At 67.0% G+C, this 13,069-nt stretch carries 20 protein-coding genes; all 20 read right to left on the bottom strand.

All coding sequences use genetic code 11. The features are described from left to right. The 20 genes from rplE to Aut01nite_RS04150 all read right to left on the bottom strand — a co-directional run bounded on the left by rplE (position 1) and on the right by Aut01nite_RS04150 (position 12,987). Positions 1-570: a 50S ribosomal protein L5 gene (gene rplE / locus Aut01nite_RS04245; RefSeq protein ID WP_043531078.1), complete on the bottom strand. Its 570-nt coding sequence runs from the start codon at positions 568-570 to the stop codon at positions 1-3. Next, positions 570-890, bottom strand: coding sequence for a 50S ribosomal protein L24 (gene rplX, locus Aut01nite_RS04240; RefSeq protein ID WP_152629023.1), 321 nt, complete (start codon positions 888-890; stop codon positions 570-572). Before rplX ends, rplE begins: the two co-directional genes overlap by 1 nt. Then, positions 887-1,255, bottom strand: a complete 369-nt coding sequence (gene rplN, locus Aut01nite_RS04235) for a 50S ribosomal protein L14 (protein ID WP_043531082.1) — start codon at positions 1,253-1,255, stop codon at positions 887-889. The genes rplX and rplN overlap by 4 nt, the downstream gene beginning before the upstream one ends. A 95-nt stretch (positions 1,256-1,350) precedes the next feature. Next, entirely contained in the window at positions 1,351-1,623 is a 273-nt protein-coding gene (gene rpsQ, locus Aut01nite_RS04230) for a 30S ribosomal protein S17 (protein WP_043531085.1), read from the bottom strand. Further along, positions 1,620-1,853 (bottom strand): 50S ribosomal protein L29, encoded by a 234-nt coding sequence (rpmC, locus tag Aut01nite_RS04225; protein WP_043531087.1) that lies wholly within the window; start codon positions 1,851-1,853, stop codon positions 1,620-1,622. Before rpmC ends, rpsQ begins: the two co-directional genes overlap by 4 nt. Further along, the gene (gene rplP / locus Aut01nite_RS04220; protein ID WP_014440729.1) at positions 1,853-2,278 is read right to left on the bottom strand and encodes a 50S ribosomal protein L16; all 426 of its coding nucleotides are present in this window, start codon (positions 2,276-2,278) and stop codon (positions 1,853-1,855) included. Before rplP ends, rpmC begins: the two co-directional genes overlap by 1 nt. 3 nt (positions 2,279-2,281) lie before the next feature. Next, positions 2,282-3,142, bottom strand: a complete 861-nt coding sequence (rpsC, locus tag Aut01nite_RS04215) for a 30S ribosomal protein S3 (RefSeq protein WP_043531089.1) — start codon at positions 3,140-3,142, stop codon at positions 2,282-2,284. Then, positions 3,142-3,585: a 50S ribosomal protein L22 gene (rplV, locus tag Aut01nite_RS04210; RefSeq protein ID WP_043531091.1), complete on the bottom strand. Its 444-nt coding sequence runs from the start codon at positions 3,583-3,585 to the stop codon at positions 3,142-3,144. The genes rpsC and rplV overlap by 1 nt, the downstream gene beginning before the upstream one ends. A gap of 31 nt (positions 3,586-3,616) precedes the next feature. Continuing rightward, on the bottom strand, positions 3,617-3,898 hold the full coding sequence (rpsS, locus tag Aut01nite_RS04205; RefSeq protein WP_014687760.1) for a 30S ribosomal protein S19: 282 nt from the start codon (positions 3,896-3,898) through the stop codon (positions 3,617-3,619). A 13-nt stretch (positions 3,899-3,911) separates the two neighbouring features. Next, complete coding sequence (rplB, locus tag Aut01nite_RS04200; RefSeq protein ID WP_043531093.1) at positions 3,912-4,751, bottom strand: 50S ribosomal protein L2; 840 nt, start codon at positions 4,749-4,751, stop codon at positions 3,912-3,914. A 14-nt stretch (positions 4,752-4,765) separates the two neighbouring features. Then, the gene (rplW, locus tag Aut01nite_RS04195) at positions 4,766-5,068 is read right to left on the bottom strand and encodes a 50S ribosomal protein L23 (protein WP_043531095.1); all 303 of its coding nucleotides are present in this window, start codon (positions 5,066-5,068) and stop codon (positions 4,766-4,768) included. Next, on the bottom strand, positions 5,065-5,712 hold the full coding sequence (gene rplD / locus Aut01nite_RS04190) for a 50S ribosomal protein L4 (protein ID WP_043531097.1): 648 nt from the start codon (positions 5,710-5,712) through the stop codon (positions 5,065-5,067). The genes rplW and rplD overlap by 4 nt, the downstream gene beginning before the upstream one ends. Next, positions 5,709-6,368, bottom strand: a complete 660-nt coding sequence (gene rplC, locus Aut01nite_RS04185; RefSeq protein WP_043531099.1) for a 50S ribosomal protein L3 — start codon at positions 6,366-6,368, stop codon at positions 5,709-5,711. The genes rplD and rplC overlap by 4 nt, the downstream gene beginning before the upstream one ends. Positions 6,369-6,378: 10 nt before the next feature. Further along, on the bottom strand, positions 6,379-6,687 hold the full coding sequence (gene rpsJ, locus Aut01nite_RS04180; protein WP_007073037.1) for a 30S ribosomal protein S10: 309 nt from the start codon (positions 6,685-6,687) through the stop codon (positions 6,379-6,381). A 365-nt stretch (positions 6,688-7,052) separates the two neighbouring features. Further along, positions 7,053-8,246: an elongation factor Tu gene (tuf, locus tag Aut01nite_RS04175; protein WP_043531101.1), complete on the bottom strand. Its 1,194-nt coding sequence runs from the start codon at positions 8,244-8,246 to the stop codon at positions 7,053-7,055. A gap of 118 nt (positions 8,247-8,364) precedes the next feature. After that, the gene (gene fusA, locus Aut01nite_RS04170; RefSeq protein WP_043531299.1) at positions 8,365-10,467 is read right to left on the bottom strand and encodes an elongation factor G; all 2,103 of its coding nucleotides are present in this window, start codon (positions 10,465-10,467) and stop codon (positions 8,365-8,367) included. Positions 10,468-10,552: 85 nt separating this feature from the next. Then, complete coding sequence (gene rpsG / locus Aut01nite_RS04165) at positions 10,553-11,023, bottom strand: 30S ribosomal protein S7 (protein WP_043531103.1); 471 nt, start codon at positions 11,021-11,023, stop codon at positions 10,553-10,555. Between the two features lies 1 nt (position 11,024). Further along, positions 11,025-11,399 carry a 30S ribosomal protein S12 gene (gene rpsL / locus Aut01nite_RS04160; RefSeq protein ID WP_014440718.1) on the bottom strand — a complete coding sequence of 125 codons (375 nt, stop codon included), beginning with the start codon at positions 11,397-11,399 and terminating at the stop codon, positions 11,025-11,027. Positions 11,400-11,824: 425 nt separating this feature from the next. Then, the gene (locus Aut01nite_RS43240) at positions 11,825-12,562 is read right to left on the bottom strand and encodes a phage holin family protein (RefSeq protein ID WP_239124591.1); all 738 of its coding nucleotides are present in this window, start codon (positions 12,560-12,562) and stop codon (positions 11,825-11,827) included. A gap of 77 nt (positions 12,563-12,639) precedes the next feature. Next, complete coding sequence (locus Aut01nite_RS04150) at positions 12,640-12,987, bottom strand: hypothetical protein (RefSeq protein ID WP_043531107.1); 348 nt, start codon at positions 12,985-12,987, stop codon at positions 12,640-12,642. Positions 12,988-13,069: the final 82 nt, after the last annotated feature.

Genomic DNA, 13,069 nt, shown 5'->3' with positions numbered 1-13,069 from the left:
TCAGTTCTCCTTGAACGGGAAGCCGAGGAGCTTGAGCAGCGCCCGGCCCTCGTCGTCGGTCGAGGCGGTGGTGACCACGGTGATGTCCATGCCCCGGGGGCGGTCGATCTTGTCCTGATCGATCTCGTGGAACACCGACTGCTCGGTCAGACCGAACGTGTAGTTGCCGTGACCGTCCAGCTTGCGGCCGTCGAGTCCGCGGAAGTCGCGGATACGGGGCAGCGAGATCGACAGCAGCCGGTCCAGGAACTCCCACATCCGGTCGCCGCGGAGGGTGACCTTCGCGCCGATCGGCATGCCCTCACGCAGCTTGAACTGCGCGATGGACTTGGTCGCCCGGCGGACCAGCGGCTTCTGACCGGTGATGGTGGTCAGGTCCCGGACCGCGCCGTCGATCAGCTTGGCATCGCGGGCAGCCTCGCCGACACCCATGTTGACGACGACCTTGACCAGGCCCGGCGTCTGCATCGGGTTGCCGTACTTGAACTGCTCACGGATGGCCGGCACGACCTCCGAGCGGTACTTCTGCTTGAGACGCGGCAGCGTCTTGGCCTCGGTAGCGGCAGTCATCAGAGTTCCTTACCGGTCGTACGCGCGATCCGGACCTTGGTGCCGTTGTCGTCGATCCGGTAGCCGATGCGGGTCGGCTTGCCCTGGTCGTCCAGCACCTGCACGTTCGAGATGTGGATCGGGGCTTCCTGGGTGACGATGCCACCGGTCTTCGATCCGCGCTGGTTCGTGCGGATACGCTCGTGCTTCTTGACTCGGTTGACGCCCTCGACCAGGACCTTGTCCTGCCGCGGGAAGGCCGCGATGACCTTACCCTTGGCACCCTTGTCCTTGCCGGCGATGACGACGACCGTGTCGCCCTTCTTGATCTTCACGGTCAGAGCACCTCCGGCGCCAGGCTGATGATCTTCATGAACCGCTTGTCGCGCAGCTCGCGCCCGACCGGGCCGAAGATGCGGGTGCCGCGGGGGTCCCCGCCGTCCTTGATGATGACGGCGGCGTTCTCGTCGAAACGGATGTACGAGCCGTCCGGACGGCGCCGCTCCTTGGCGGTGCGGACGATGACCGCCTTGACGACGTCACCCTTCTTCACACCGCCACCCGGAATGGCGTCCTTGACCGTGGCCACGATGACGTCGCCGATGCTCGCGTAACGGCGACCGGAGCCACCGAGCACCCGGATGCACAGGATCTCCCGGGCACCCGTGTTGTCGGCGACGCGCAGTCGCGACTCCTGCTGGATCACGTCTGTCTCCTATGTCTGCCAGTTCTCCGGGAAAAGCAGCCCGAAGCTTGGCGGAACGATGGTCCGCTGGGCCGGCCGGAGCCGGCCCAGCGCACTCACTTGGCCTTTTCGAGGATCTCCACGATGCGCCACCGCTTGGTGGCGGAGAGCGGACGAGTCTCCATGATCGAAACGCGGTCACCGACGCCGGCCGCGTTCTGCTCGTCGTGCACCTTCAGCTTCCGCGTACGGCGGATGACCTTGCCGTACAGGGCGTGCTTGACCCGGTCCTCGACCTCGACGACGACAGTCTTGTCCATCTTGTCGCTGACCACGAGACCGTCACGCGTCTTGCGCTGAGCGCGCGGAGCGGTGGTGTTCTCACTCATGCCGTCACCTCATCCGGCGCGACCGAGAGCCCAAGCTCACGCTCACGCATGATCGTGTAGATCTTCGCGATGTCCTTGCGAACGACCTGCAGCCGACGGTGATTGTCGAGCTGGCCTGTCGCGCGCTGCACACGAAGGTTGAACAGCTCCGCCTTGGCCTCCCGCAGCTTCGCGATCAGCTCCTCGTCGGAGTTCTCGCGCAGCTCGGCTGCCTTAACGCCCGCTGCCATCAGCTTTCACCCACTTCGCGCGTCACGATGCGGCACTTCATCGGGAGCTTGTGGATCGCGCGGCGCATCGCCTCACGCGCGACCGTCTCGTTCGGGAAGGACATCTCGAAGAGAATCCGACCCGGCTTGACGTTCGCCACCCACCACTCCGGAGAACCCTTACCGGAACCCATGCGGGTCTCGGCAGGCTTCTTGGTCAGGGCCTGGTCCGGGAAGATCGAGATCCAGACCTTGCCGCCACGCTTGATGTGACGGGTCATCGCGATACGTGCCGACTCGATCTGCCGGTTCGTCACGTACGCGGGCTCCAGAGCCTGGATACCGAACTCGCCGAAGACGACCCGGTTGCCGCCCTTGGACGCGCCACTGCGGTCCGGGTGATGCGGCTTACGGAAGCCCTTTGGGGGCTTACGCGGCATCAGCATTTGTCAGCCCTCCTGCTGCGTTTCGGCCTGCGCCGGAGCGGCGGCGACCGCAGCGTCATTCAGGTTCTCGCCGGCGGGGGTGTCGCCACCCCGCGCCTGGGCCTGAGCGGCCCGGCCAGCCTCGGTGCCGCCCGCGGTCGTGCCGGACGAACCGGAACGGCCACGACGCGGACGCTCGGGACGGTCGGCGCGGTCACGGCGCGGGCGAGCCGGCGCCTCAGCGACGGCCTCGCGACCCGGGACGGCGTCGCCCTTGTAGATCCAGACCTTCACACCGATACGGCCGAACGTGGTACGGGCCTCGAAGAAGCCGTACTCGATGTTGGCCCGCAGCGTGTGCAGCGGAACACGACCCTCACGGTAGAACTCCGTGCGGCTCATCTCCGCGCCGCCGAGACGGCCGGAGACCTGCACCCGGATGCCCTTGCAGATCGGGTTCTTCATGGCCGACTGCATGGCCTTACGCATCGCCCGGCGGAAGCTGACCCGGGAGGACAGCTGCTCGGCGACACCCTGAGCGACCAGCTGAGCGTCCGACTCGGGGCTCTTGACCTCGAGGATGTTCAGCTGGACCTGCTTGCCGGTGAGCTTCTCGAGCTCGCCGCGGATCCGGTCGGCCTCCTGGCCCTTACGGCCGATGACGATGCCCGGCCGGGCGGTGTGGATGTCGACACGAACCCGGTCACGGGTCCGCTCGATGTCCACCTTGGAGATGCCGGCGCGCTCGAGGCCCTTGGACATCATGCGGCGGATCTTGACGTCCTCGCCGATGTAGTCCTTGTAGAGCTTGTCCGCGAACCAGCGGCTCCGCCAGTCGGTGGAGATGCCGAGACGGAACCCGGTGGGGTGAACCTTCTGACCCATTACTCGGCACCCTCCGTGCTCTGGGACTCGGCCTGCGGCGCAGCCTTCTTGGCCGCAGCCTTCTTCGCCGGGCGGGCCGTCTGGACCGCCTCGACCGCGATGGTGATGTGACACGTGCGCTTGCGGATCCGGTACGCCCGGCCCTGCGCCCGCGGACGGAAACGCTTCAGCGTCGGACCCTCGTCGACGAACGCCTCACTGATGAGGAGAGTGTCGGGGTCGAGCCGCTCGTTGTTCTCAGCGTTCGCGATCGCGCTGGCGACCACCTTGTAGACCTGCTCGCTCGCCGACTGCGGCGCGAACTGCAGGACGATCAGAGCCTCCTTCGCGGGCAGACCGCGGACGAGGTTGATCACACGGCGAGCCTTGCTCGGCGAAATGCGGACGTGCTTCGCAACTGCGCGAGAGCCCGGAAGCGCCGGAGCGTCATTCTTAACTGGCATCGCTGTAACCCCTTTCTTATCCGTGGACTGACTAGCGACGACGGCTCTTGCGGTCGTCCTTCTCGTGACCCTTGAACGTACGGGTCAGAGCGAACTCGCCGAGCTTGTGACCGACCATGGCCTCGGTGACGAACACCGGGACGTGCTTGCGCCCGTCGTGCACGGCGATCGTGTGTCCGAGCATGTCCGGAATGATGGTCGAACGCCGCGACCAGGTCTTGATGACGTTCTTCGAGTTCTTCTCGTTCTGAACTTCCACCTTCTTGAGCAGGTGGTCGTCGACGAACGGGCCCTTCTTCAGGCTGCGAGGCATCTTTTAACTCCCGTTACCCGCGCTTGCGGGTGGCGTAGCGGCGGCGAACGATCAGCTTGTCGCTCTCCTGGCCCTTGCGGCGGGTACGGCCCTCCGGCTTACCAGCCGGGTTGACCGGGTGACGACCACCGGAGGTCTTACCCTCACCACCACCGTGCGGGTGGTCGACGGGGTTCATGGCGACACCACGGACGGTGGGGCGCTTGCCCTTCCACCGCATACGGCCGGCCTTACCCCAGTTGATGTTCGACTGCTCGGCGTTGCCGATCTCGCCGACCGTCGCGCGGCAGCGGATGTCGACGCGCCGGATCTCACCGGACGGCATACGCAGCGTGGCGTAGGCACCCTCACGGCCGAGCAGCTGGATGCCGACGCCGGCCGAGCGGGCCAGCTTGGCGCCACCGCCGGGACGAAGCTCCACGCCGTGGACCGTCGTACCGACCGGGATGTTGCGCAGGGGAAGGTTGTTCCCCGGCTTGATGTCCGCGCCCACGCCCGACTCGACGCGGTCGCCCTGCTTCAGGTCCTTCGGCGCGAGGATGTAGCGCTTCTCACCGTCGGCGTAGTGCAGCAGAGCGATGCGGGAGGTGCGGTTGGGGTCGTACTCGATGTGAGCGACCTTGGCCGGCACGCCGTCCTTGTCGTTCCGCTTGAAGTCGATCAGCCGGTACTGCCGCTTGTGGCCACCGCCCTGGTGCCGGGTGGTGATCCGGCCGTGGACGTTGCGGCCGCCCTTCTTGGGCAGCGGAACCAGCAGAGACTTCTCCGGCGTCGACCGGGTGATCTCGGCGAAGTCGGCGACGCTGGAGCCACGACGGCCCGGCGTGGTCGGCTTGTACTTACGGATTCCCATGATTCACAAACCCCTTAGCTGACCGGGCCGCCGAAGGCCTCGATACGGTCACCGTCAGCCAGCTTGACCATCGCGCGCTTGGTCGCCTTGCGCTGACCCCAACCGGTCTTGGTGCGCTTGCGCTTGCCCTCGCGGTTCGCGGTGTTCACGGTCAGCACGCGGACGTTGAAGATCTGCTGGATAGCGATCTTGATCTGCGTCTTGTTCGCGTCCGGGTGAACCTGGAACGTGTACCAGTTCTGGTCGAGAACGCTGTAGCTCTTCTCGGAGACCACCGGGGCGACGATGATGTCGCGCGGGTCGGCGATCGTGCTCACTTGTCGCCCTCCTCGGACTTCGCGGTCCCGCCGAGGAACTCGTCGAGCGCGACCTTCGTGAAGACCACCTCGTCGGCGACCAGCACGTCGTAGGTGTTGAGCTGGCCGGCCTCGATGAGGTGGACGGTCGGCTCGTTGCGCAGCGACACCCAGTTCAGCTCGTCCTGGCTGTCCAGGACGACCAGGACCTTGTTGCTCTGGGCGACCTTGCGCAGGGTCGCGATCGCGGCCTTCGTCGACGGCTTCTCGCCGGCGAGGAAGGACTCGACCACGAAGACGCGGCCGTCACGAGCCCGGTCGGAGAGGGCGCTGCGGAGAGCCGCGGCCTTCATCTTCTTGGGGGTCCGCTGGCTGTAGTCGCGCGGCACGGGACCGTGCACGACGCCACCGCCGGTGAACTGCGGCGCGCGGATCGAGCCCTGACGAGCCCGGCCGGTGCCCTTCTGCTTGTACGGCTTCTTGCCGCCACCGGCGACCTCGCCGCGCGTCTTGGCCTTGTGCGTGCCCTGCCGGGCCGCGGCCAGCTGCGCCACGACGACCTGGTGCATCAGCGGAATGTTCGCTGCGACGTCGAAGACGTTGCCGGGCAGGTCGACCGAGCCGGCCTTCGCACCCTCAGCGTTGATCACGTCAACGGAGCTCACTTGGCACCGCCCTTCGCGGTCTTCTTCGCAGCGGAACGGACCAGGATCAGCGCGCCCTTGGGACCGGGAACCGCGCCGCGGACCAGGATCAGGTTGCGCTCGGTGTCGACGGCCTGGATGACCAGGTTCTGCACGGTGAAGCGCTTGCCACCCATGCGACCGGCCATCTTCATACCCTTGAAGACGCGACCCGGGGTCGCGCAGGCGCCGATGGAGCCGGGCGAGCGGTGCTTGCGCTCGACACCGTGGCTCGCGCGCAGACCGTGGAAGCCGTGCCGCTTCATGACACCGGCGTAGCCCTTGCCCTTGGTCTTGCCGGTCACGTCGATCGGCTGGCCGACCGTGAACGTGTCGACGCTGACCTCCTGGCCGAGCTCGTACTCGCCGGCGTCGACGGTGCGCAGCTCAACCACGTGGCGGCGCGGCGAAACGCCGGCCTTGGCGAACTGGCCGCTCTCGGGCTTGTTCACCTTGCGCGGGTCGATCGCGCCGTAAGCCAGCTGGACAGCCGAGTAGCCGTCCTTCTCATCGGTGCGGACCTGGGTCACGACGCACGGGCCGGCCTGCACCACGGTCACCGGGACAACCTTGTTGTTGTCCCAGACCTGGGTCATGCCGAGCTTGGCGCCCAGGATCCCCTTAACTTGCCTGTCCATTGTCCGGTCCCTACAGCTTGATCTCGATGTCGACGCCAGCCGGCAGGTCGAGGCGCATGAGCGAGTCGACCGTCTTGGGGGTCGGGTCGATGATGTCGATCAGCCGCTTGTGCGTGCGCATCTCGAAGTGCTCGCGCGAGTCCTTGTACTTGTGCGGCGAACGGATCACGCAGAAACGGTTGATCTCCGTGGGCAGCGGCACCGGGCCCGCGACCTGCGCCCCGGTACGCGTCACCGTCTCGACGATCTTCCGCGCCGAGGAGTCGACGACCTCGTGGTCATAGGCCTTGAGCCGGATGCGGATCTTCTGTCCCGCCATGGTGGCTTCTGTTTCCTTCTCTCGATGCCGCTACCTGCGGAAGCGGGTGGCCTCCGCATGCCCGCAGGACGGTTGATCCTGCGTTGTCCGACCCCCGCGGTCGGGCGTGTCGCGCCTTCGGGCAGATGATGCCCAGGCAGAGTGCTTGGCACTCCAGTCGATCACGGGGATCTGTGGTGTCGGGCGGCAAAGGAACACACCCGGACACCCGGCGAGGGTGGGTGACTGAACAGGCAGCGCTAGCCACCATCGAGTCACCCACCCCGCGCGGACGCAACCTGACTAGTATGCCGGATTGAATCCGGCATTGCTAATCGGGGTCACCTTCAGGCGTTGTTCACGACTGTGTCGTGAACAACGTCCGATCACTTGTTGATCTTCGTGACCGTTCCGGCGCCGACGGTGCGGCCACCCTCACGGATCGCGAACTTCAGGCCCTGCTCCATGGCGATCGGCTGGATCAGCTTCACGGACATGGAGGTGGAGTCGCCGGGCATGACCATCTCGGTGCCCTCGGGCAGCGTGACGACGCCGGTGACGTCCGTGGTGCGGAAGTAGAACTGCGGCCGGTAGTTCTGGAAGAACGGGGTGTGCCGGCCACCCTCCTCCTTCGAGAGGATGTAGACCTGGCCCTCGAACTCCGTGTGCGGAGTCGTGGTGCCCGGCTTCACGACGACCATGCCGCGCTCGACGTCCTCGCGCTTGATACCGCGGAGCAGCAGACCGACGTTCTCACCCGCGCGGGCCTCGTCGAGCAGCTTGCGGAACATCTCGATGCCGGTGCAGACGGTCTTGGTCGACTTCTCGCGGATACCGACGATCTCGACCTCCTCGTTCGGCTTGAGGATGCCACGCTCGGCGCGACCGGTCACCACGGTGCCACGGCCGGTGATCGTGAAGACGTCCTCGATCGGCATGAGGAACGGCTTCTCGGTCTCACGCTCGGGCTGCGGGATCGCGGTGTCGACCGCGTTCATCAGCTCCAGGAGCTTGCCGGTCCACTCCGGGTCGCCCTCGAGCGCCTTGAGCGCCGACACGCGCACGACCGGCAGGTCGTCGCCCGGGAACTCGTAGGTGCTGAGCAGCTCGCGAACCTCGAGCTCGACGAGCTCCAGGAGCTCCTCGTCCTCGACCATGTCGCTCTTGTTCAGGGCGACGACGATGTACGGAACGCCGACCTGGCGGGCCAGGAGCACGTGCTCCTTGGTCTGCGGCATCGGGCCGTCGGTGGCGGCCACGACCAGGATCGCGCCGTCCATCTGGGCCGCACCGGTGATCATGTTCTTGATGTAGTCCGCGTGGCCGGGGCAGTCCACGTGCGCGTAGTGACGCGCCGCGGTCTGGTACTCGACGTGCGCGATGGAGATCGTGATACCACGAGCCTTCTCCTCCGGCGCCTTGTCGATCTCGTCGAACGGGGTGTACGGGTTCAGCTCGGGGAACTCGTCGTGCAGGACCTTCGTGATGGCCGCAGTCAGCGTCGTCTTACCGTGGTCGATGTGACCAATGGTGCCGATGTTGACGTGCGGCTTAGTCCGCTCGAACTTCGCCTTCGCCACTGGTGTCCTCCTGTGGACTGATCATTACTTTTCGCCCGGCACGCCGATAAGGCGCTCAGGACTCTGTCGACTGCTCGTGCACGTGCGGCCCTCGACAGGCCGCACGTGCCTCAACGCGTCAGGCGCCGGTGGCCTTAGCGATGATCTCCTTCGCCACGTTCGCGGGAACCTCGGCGTAGGAGTCGAACTGCATGCTGTAGCTAGCCCGGCCCGCAGTCTTCGACCGGAGGTCGCCGACGTAGCCGAACATCTCCGAGAGCGGGACCAGAGCCTTGACGACGCGAGCGCCGTGACGCTCCTCCATCGACTGAATCATGCCACGCCGGGAGTTGAGGTCGCCGATGACGTCACCCATGTTGTCCTCAGGGGTGGTGACCTCGACGGACATCATCGGCTCGAGGAGAGCCGGGTCGGCCTTGCGAGCCACTTCCTTCATCGCCATCGAGCCGGCGATCTTGAAGGCCATCTCGGAGGAGTCGACCTCGTGGTACTGACCGTCGACCAGCGTGAACTTCACGCCGACCAGCGGGTAGCCGGCGAGGACGCCGTACTGCAGGGAGTCCTGCGCACCCGCGTCCACCGAGGGGATGAACTCCTTGGGGATGCGACCACCGGTCACCGCGTTCACGAACTCGTACGTGGGGCCGTCCGCGTCGAGCGGAAGCGGCTCGACGTTGACGATGACCTTCGCGTACTGGCCCGAGCCACCGGTCTGCTTCTTGTGGACGTACGTGTGCTTCTCCACGGTGCCGCGGATCGTCTCGCGGTACGCCACCTGCGGCTTGCCGATGTTCGCCTCGACGTTGAACTCGCGGCGCATACGGTCGACGAGGATGTCGAGGTGAAGCTCGCCCATGCCGGCGATGATGGTCTGCCCGGTCTCCTCGTCGTTGAAGACGCGGAAGGTCGGGTCCTCCTCGGCCAGACGCTGGATCGCGGTGCCCAGCTTCTCCTGGTCCGACTTGGTCTTCGGCTCGATGGCCACCTGGATGACCGGCTCCGGGAAGGTCATCGACTCGAGGATGACCGGCTTCGCCGGGTCGCAGAGCGTGTCACCGGTGGTGGTCTGCTTCAGACCCTGGACGGCGATGATGTCGCCGGCCTGCGCGGTGGTGCGCTCCTCACGCTTGTTCGCGTGCATCTGGTAGATCTTGCCGATCCGCTCTTTGCGGTCCTTGGTGGAGTTGATCACCTGGGTACCGGTCTCGAGCGTTCCGGAGTAGACCCGCACGTAGGTCAGCTTGCCGAGGTGCTTGTCGGTCTGGATCTTGAAGGCCAGCGCCGAGAAGGGCTCGTCGTTCGACGGCTTCCGCAGCAGCGGGGTCTCGCCGTCGGTCGCGGTGCCCTCGATGGCCGGGATGTCCAGCGGCGACGGCAGGAACTCGACAACGGCGTCCAGCATCGGCTGCACACCCTTGTTCTTGAACGCCGAGCCGCAGAGCACCGGGTTGGCCTTGCTCGCGATCGTGGCGCGCCGGATGGCGGCCCGGATCTCGTCGATCGATACCTCTTCGCCCTCGAGGTACTTCTCCATCACCGCGTCGTCGACGTCGGCGAGGGTCTCGATCAGCTTCTCGCGCCACTCGGCGGCAGATTCGGCCAGGTCAGCCGGAATCTCCTCGATGGCGTAGTCCTCACCCTTCTGGGTCTCACCACGCCAGGTGAGGGCACGCATCTCGATCAGGTCGACGACACCGATGTGGTCGCCCTCGAGCCCGATCGGGATCTGGAGGACCAGCGGGGTGGCGTTGAGCCGGTCGATCATCATCTGCACGCAGCGGAAGAAGTCGGCACCGGTCCGGTCGAGCTTGTTGACGAAGCACATGCGGGGGACGTTGTACTTGTCCGCCTGGCGCCACACGTTCTCGGTCTGGGGCTCCACGCCGGCCACACCGTCGTACACCGCGACCGCACCGTCGAGCACACGCAGCGACCGCTCGACCTCGACCGTGAAGTCGACGTGGCCGGGCGTGTCGATGATCTGGATCGTGTGACCCTTCCACTCGCACTTGGTGGCGGCGGAAGTGATGGTGATACCGCGTTCCTGCTCCTGCTCCATCCAGTCCATGACGGCAGCGCCCTCGTGGACCTCACCGATCTTGTACGTGATGCCGGTGTAGAACAGGATGCGCTCAGTCGTCGTGGTCTTACCAGCGTCGATGTGCGCCATGATGCCGATGTTGCGAACCTTGGCGAGGGCGAGCGCGTCTGCGGCAGCCACTTCCATCCCTACTTTTCTTCGTCGTCGTCTCTAAGGACCGGTACGACTGCCGTGGCCCGGCGGATGCCGGGCCCGCAGCAGGGTCTTACCAGCGGTAGTGCGCGAAGGCCTTGTTGGACTCCGCCATCTTGTGGGTGTCCTCGCGACGCTTCACCGCGGCGCCGAGGCCGTTGCTGGCGTCGAGCAGCTCGTTCTGGAGGCGCTCGATCATGGTCTTCTCGCGGCGGGCCTTGGAGTACTGGACCAGCCAGCGCAGACCGAGGGTGGTCTGACGCGGGGTGCGGACCTCGACCGGAACCTGGTAGGTCGCGCCACCGACACGGCGGCTGCGGACCTCGAGGGTCGGCTTCACGTTGTCCATGGCGCGCTTGAGGATGACCACCGGGTCGGTGCCGCTCTTCTCGCGGGCACCTTCCAGGGCGCCGTACACGATGCGCTCGGCGAGCTGACGCTTACCGCCGATCAGGATCTTGTTGACCAGCTGCGTCACCAGCGGGGAGTTGTACACCGGGTCAGCGACCACCGGGTGGCGCGGAGCGGGTCCCTTACGCGGCATGTCAGCTCTTCTCCTTCTTCGCGCCGTAACGGCTGCGGGCCTGCTTGCGGTTCCGGACGCCCTGGGTGTCCAGCGAACCACGAACGATCTTGTAGCGGACGCCCGGGAGGTCCTTAACACGACCGCCACGCACGAGCACGATCGAGTGCTCCTGCAGGTTGTGGCCGACGCCCGGGATGTACGCCGTCACCTCGATCTGGCTGCTGAGCTTCACACGAGCGACCTTGCGCAGCGCAGAGTTCGGCTTCTTGGGGGTAGTGGTGTACACGCGCGTGCACACGCCGCGCCGCTGAGGACTTCCCTTCAGCGCCGGCGTCTTCGTCTTGCTCGTCTTCGCCTGGCGGCCCTTGCGGACCAGCTGCTGGATCGTGGGCACCGGGTTTCTCCGCTCCCTTCGGCCGCTTCCTGTAATACGGCCGCACCGAGTATTTCTGGCTCTGTGTGCTGACCGCTCCCCGAGGGGAGTGTCCCGCACCCGCGGTCGGGCGTGTCGTCCGGCTCACGGTCCCATCACGCATGAAGGCTCACGCGCTCCGGATGTTGTCTGTGTGAGCAGGGCTTTGATCGGCCCTGCCCGTCGTGGTGCTCTAACCCGTCGCACGTTCCGAAACGGGTGCACGCACGAGTTGCCCGGGCGAGCCCGGGCACGAGGGGAAAGACTACCCACCCTGCGCACCCAGGTCAAAATGAACCCAGGCTCCCACGATGGACATCTCCGTATACCAGTGTACCGGGTGCCTCAGCGTGCCCACGTCGCGGTGCCGGGATCCGGTGCGTGCTGCCTCACACCGGCCTGTCCGATCACGCCAACTGCAACACCAGTCCCAGTACGAGGCCGATCAGAGCCAGTGCGGCACCGGCGATCCCGCACACCATCCCACCGATGGTGAGCCCACGTCCGGTGAACCGGACCCGGCCCGTCTCCCCGCTCCCCGCGATCCGTCGGCGCGCGATCACCGCGGCCGCCACCGCTCCCCCACCGGCCAGCACGCTGAGCAACGTGAAAGCCCCGGCCACCAGGGCGCCCCAGCCCTCCTCGGCGCCGGTGAGACCGAAACAGAGGACCGCGAACGAGACCAGGATCGCGGCGATGCCAGCGATCAGCGAGCCGATCGCCGGGCCGGAGGTGATCGGCGGCACCTGCAGATGCACCAGGCCGAACCCGGTCCCGGTCACCTGGTCCACCCGCTCCGGCTGCCAGCCTCCGGAGGCCGGTGGCTGAGGCGCGAAACCATGGGGCGATCCGTACGGCCCGGGCGCGGCCTGCGCCACCGGAGAGCCGTACGGCGCGGGCGAACCATACGCCCCGGGGTACGGCTGACCCGGCGGCGGATAGACGGCGGGCGGGGACTGCTGACCCGGCGGCGGATAGACGGCGGGCGGGGACTGCTGACCCGGCGGCGGATAGGCCCCGGCCGGAGGCCCCGGCGGCGGATAAGCGCCGGCCGGAGACTGCTGACCCGGCGGCGGATAGCCGCCGGCCTGCGGTTGCTGGCCCGGCTGCGGCGGCGGATAGGCGGCGCCCGGGGGTTGCGTCATAACCGAAGCATGTCACTCCCCCGAGGACAGCCGCAGCCCGCCCGGTCCCGGGGCTCACCCGGCCCCTGCCGGCGGGGTCAGTCGGTGCCGGGCGCGAAATCCTGCCCACCGGGCGCGGCGGCCAGATGCAGCAACCCCGCGATCGACAGCACCACCAGCGCGGCGATGGCCAGGACGATGCCGCCCCAGGCCAGCGCACGGCCCCGGCGGATCCAGGCCGAGCCGGTCAGGAAACCCCCGGCCGCGTACGCCTGGCGGGCCGACTGCCGGGCCAGCAGGAGCGCGACCGTGGCCGGGATCACCCCACCGATCAGCGGGCCGGTCAGCAGCGCCACCAGCCCCAGCGCGAAGACCGCCCGCGCCTTCGTCGACGGCACCGGCTCCGGATCGAGCGGGTGGCGGGTGGGCACGGCGGGAAGGGTCACCCACCTACCTTACAAACGCGTGCGGCCCGGGGAACGGCACAGGGCGGCCGCGCCGAAGCGCGACCGCCCTGTGCGGAGAAAC

Origin of the sequence: Actinoplanes utahensis (assembly GCF_016862455.1) — a bacterium.
GTDB lineage: Bacteria > Actinomycetota > Actinomycetes > Mycobacteriales > Micromonosporaceae > Actinoplanes > Actinoplanes utahensis.
The sequence above is the reverse complement of the archived record's forward strand: the minus strand, read 5'-3'. Positions and strand labels throughout refer to the sequence as shown.

Coding starts and splice junctions, on each gene's coding strand:
- rpsC (WP_043531089.1), bottom strand. CDS start 3,142: ATGGGTCAGAAGGTTCACCCCACCGGGTTCCGTCTCGGCATCTCCACC.
- rplC (WP_043531099.1), bottom strand. CDS start 6,368: ATGGACAGGCAAGTTAAGGGGATCCTGGGCGCCAAGCTCGGCATGACC.
- Aut01nite_RS43240 (WP_239124591.1), bottom strand. CDS start 12,562: ATGACGCAACCCCCGGGCGCCGCCTATCCGCCGCCGCAGCCGGGCCAG.
- rpsJ (WP_007073037.1), bottom strand. CDS start 6,687: ATGGCGGGACAGAAGATCCGCATCCGGCTCAAGGCCTATGACCACGAG.
- rpmC (WP_043531087.1), bottom strand. CDS start 1,853: ATGGCAGCGGGCGTTAAGGCAGCCGAGCTGCGCGAGAACTCCGACGAG.
- rpsQ (WP_043531085.1), bottom strand. CDS start 1,623: ATGAGTGAGAACACCACCGCTCCGCGCGCTCAGCGCAAGACGCGTGAC.
- rplP (WP_014440729.1), bottom strand. CDS start 2,278: ATGCTGATGCCGCGTAAGCCCCCAAAGGGCTTCCGTAAGCCGCATCAC.
- rplB (WP_043531093.1), bottom strand. CDS start 4,751: ATGGGAATCCGTAAGTACAAGCCGACCACGCCGGGCCGTCGTGGCTCC.
- rplE (WP_043531078.1), bottom strand. CDS start 570: ATGACTGCCGCTACCGAGGCCAAGACGCTGCCGCGTCTCAAGCAGAAG.
- rplV (WP_043531091.1), bottom strand. CDS start 3,585: ATGCCAGTTAAGAATGACGCTCCGGCGCTTCCGGGCTCTCGCGCAGTT.
- rpsS (WP_014687760.1), bottom strand. CDS start 3,898: ATGCCTCGCAGCCTGAAGAAGGGCCCGTTCGTCGACGACCACCTGCTC.
- rpsG (WP_043531103.1), bottom strand. CDS start 11,023: ATGCCGCGTAAGGGACCCGCTCCGCGCCACCCGGTGGTCGCTGACCCG.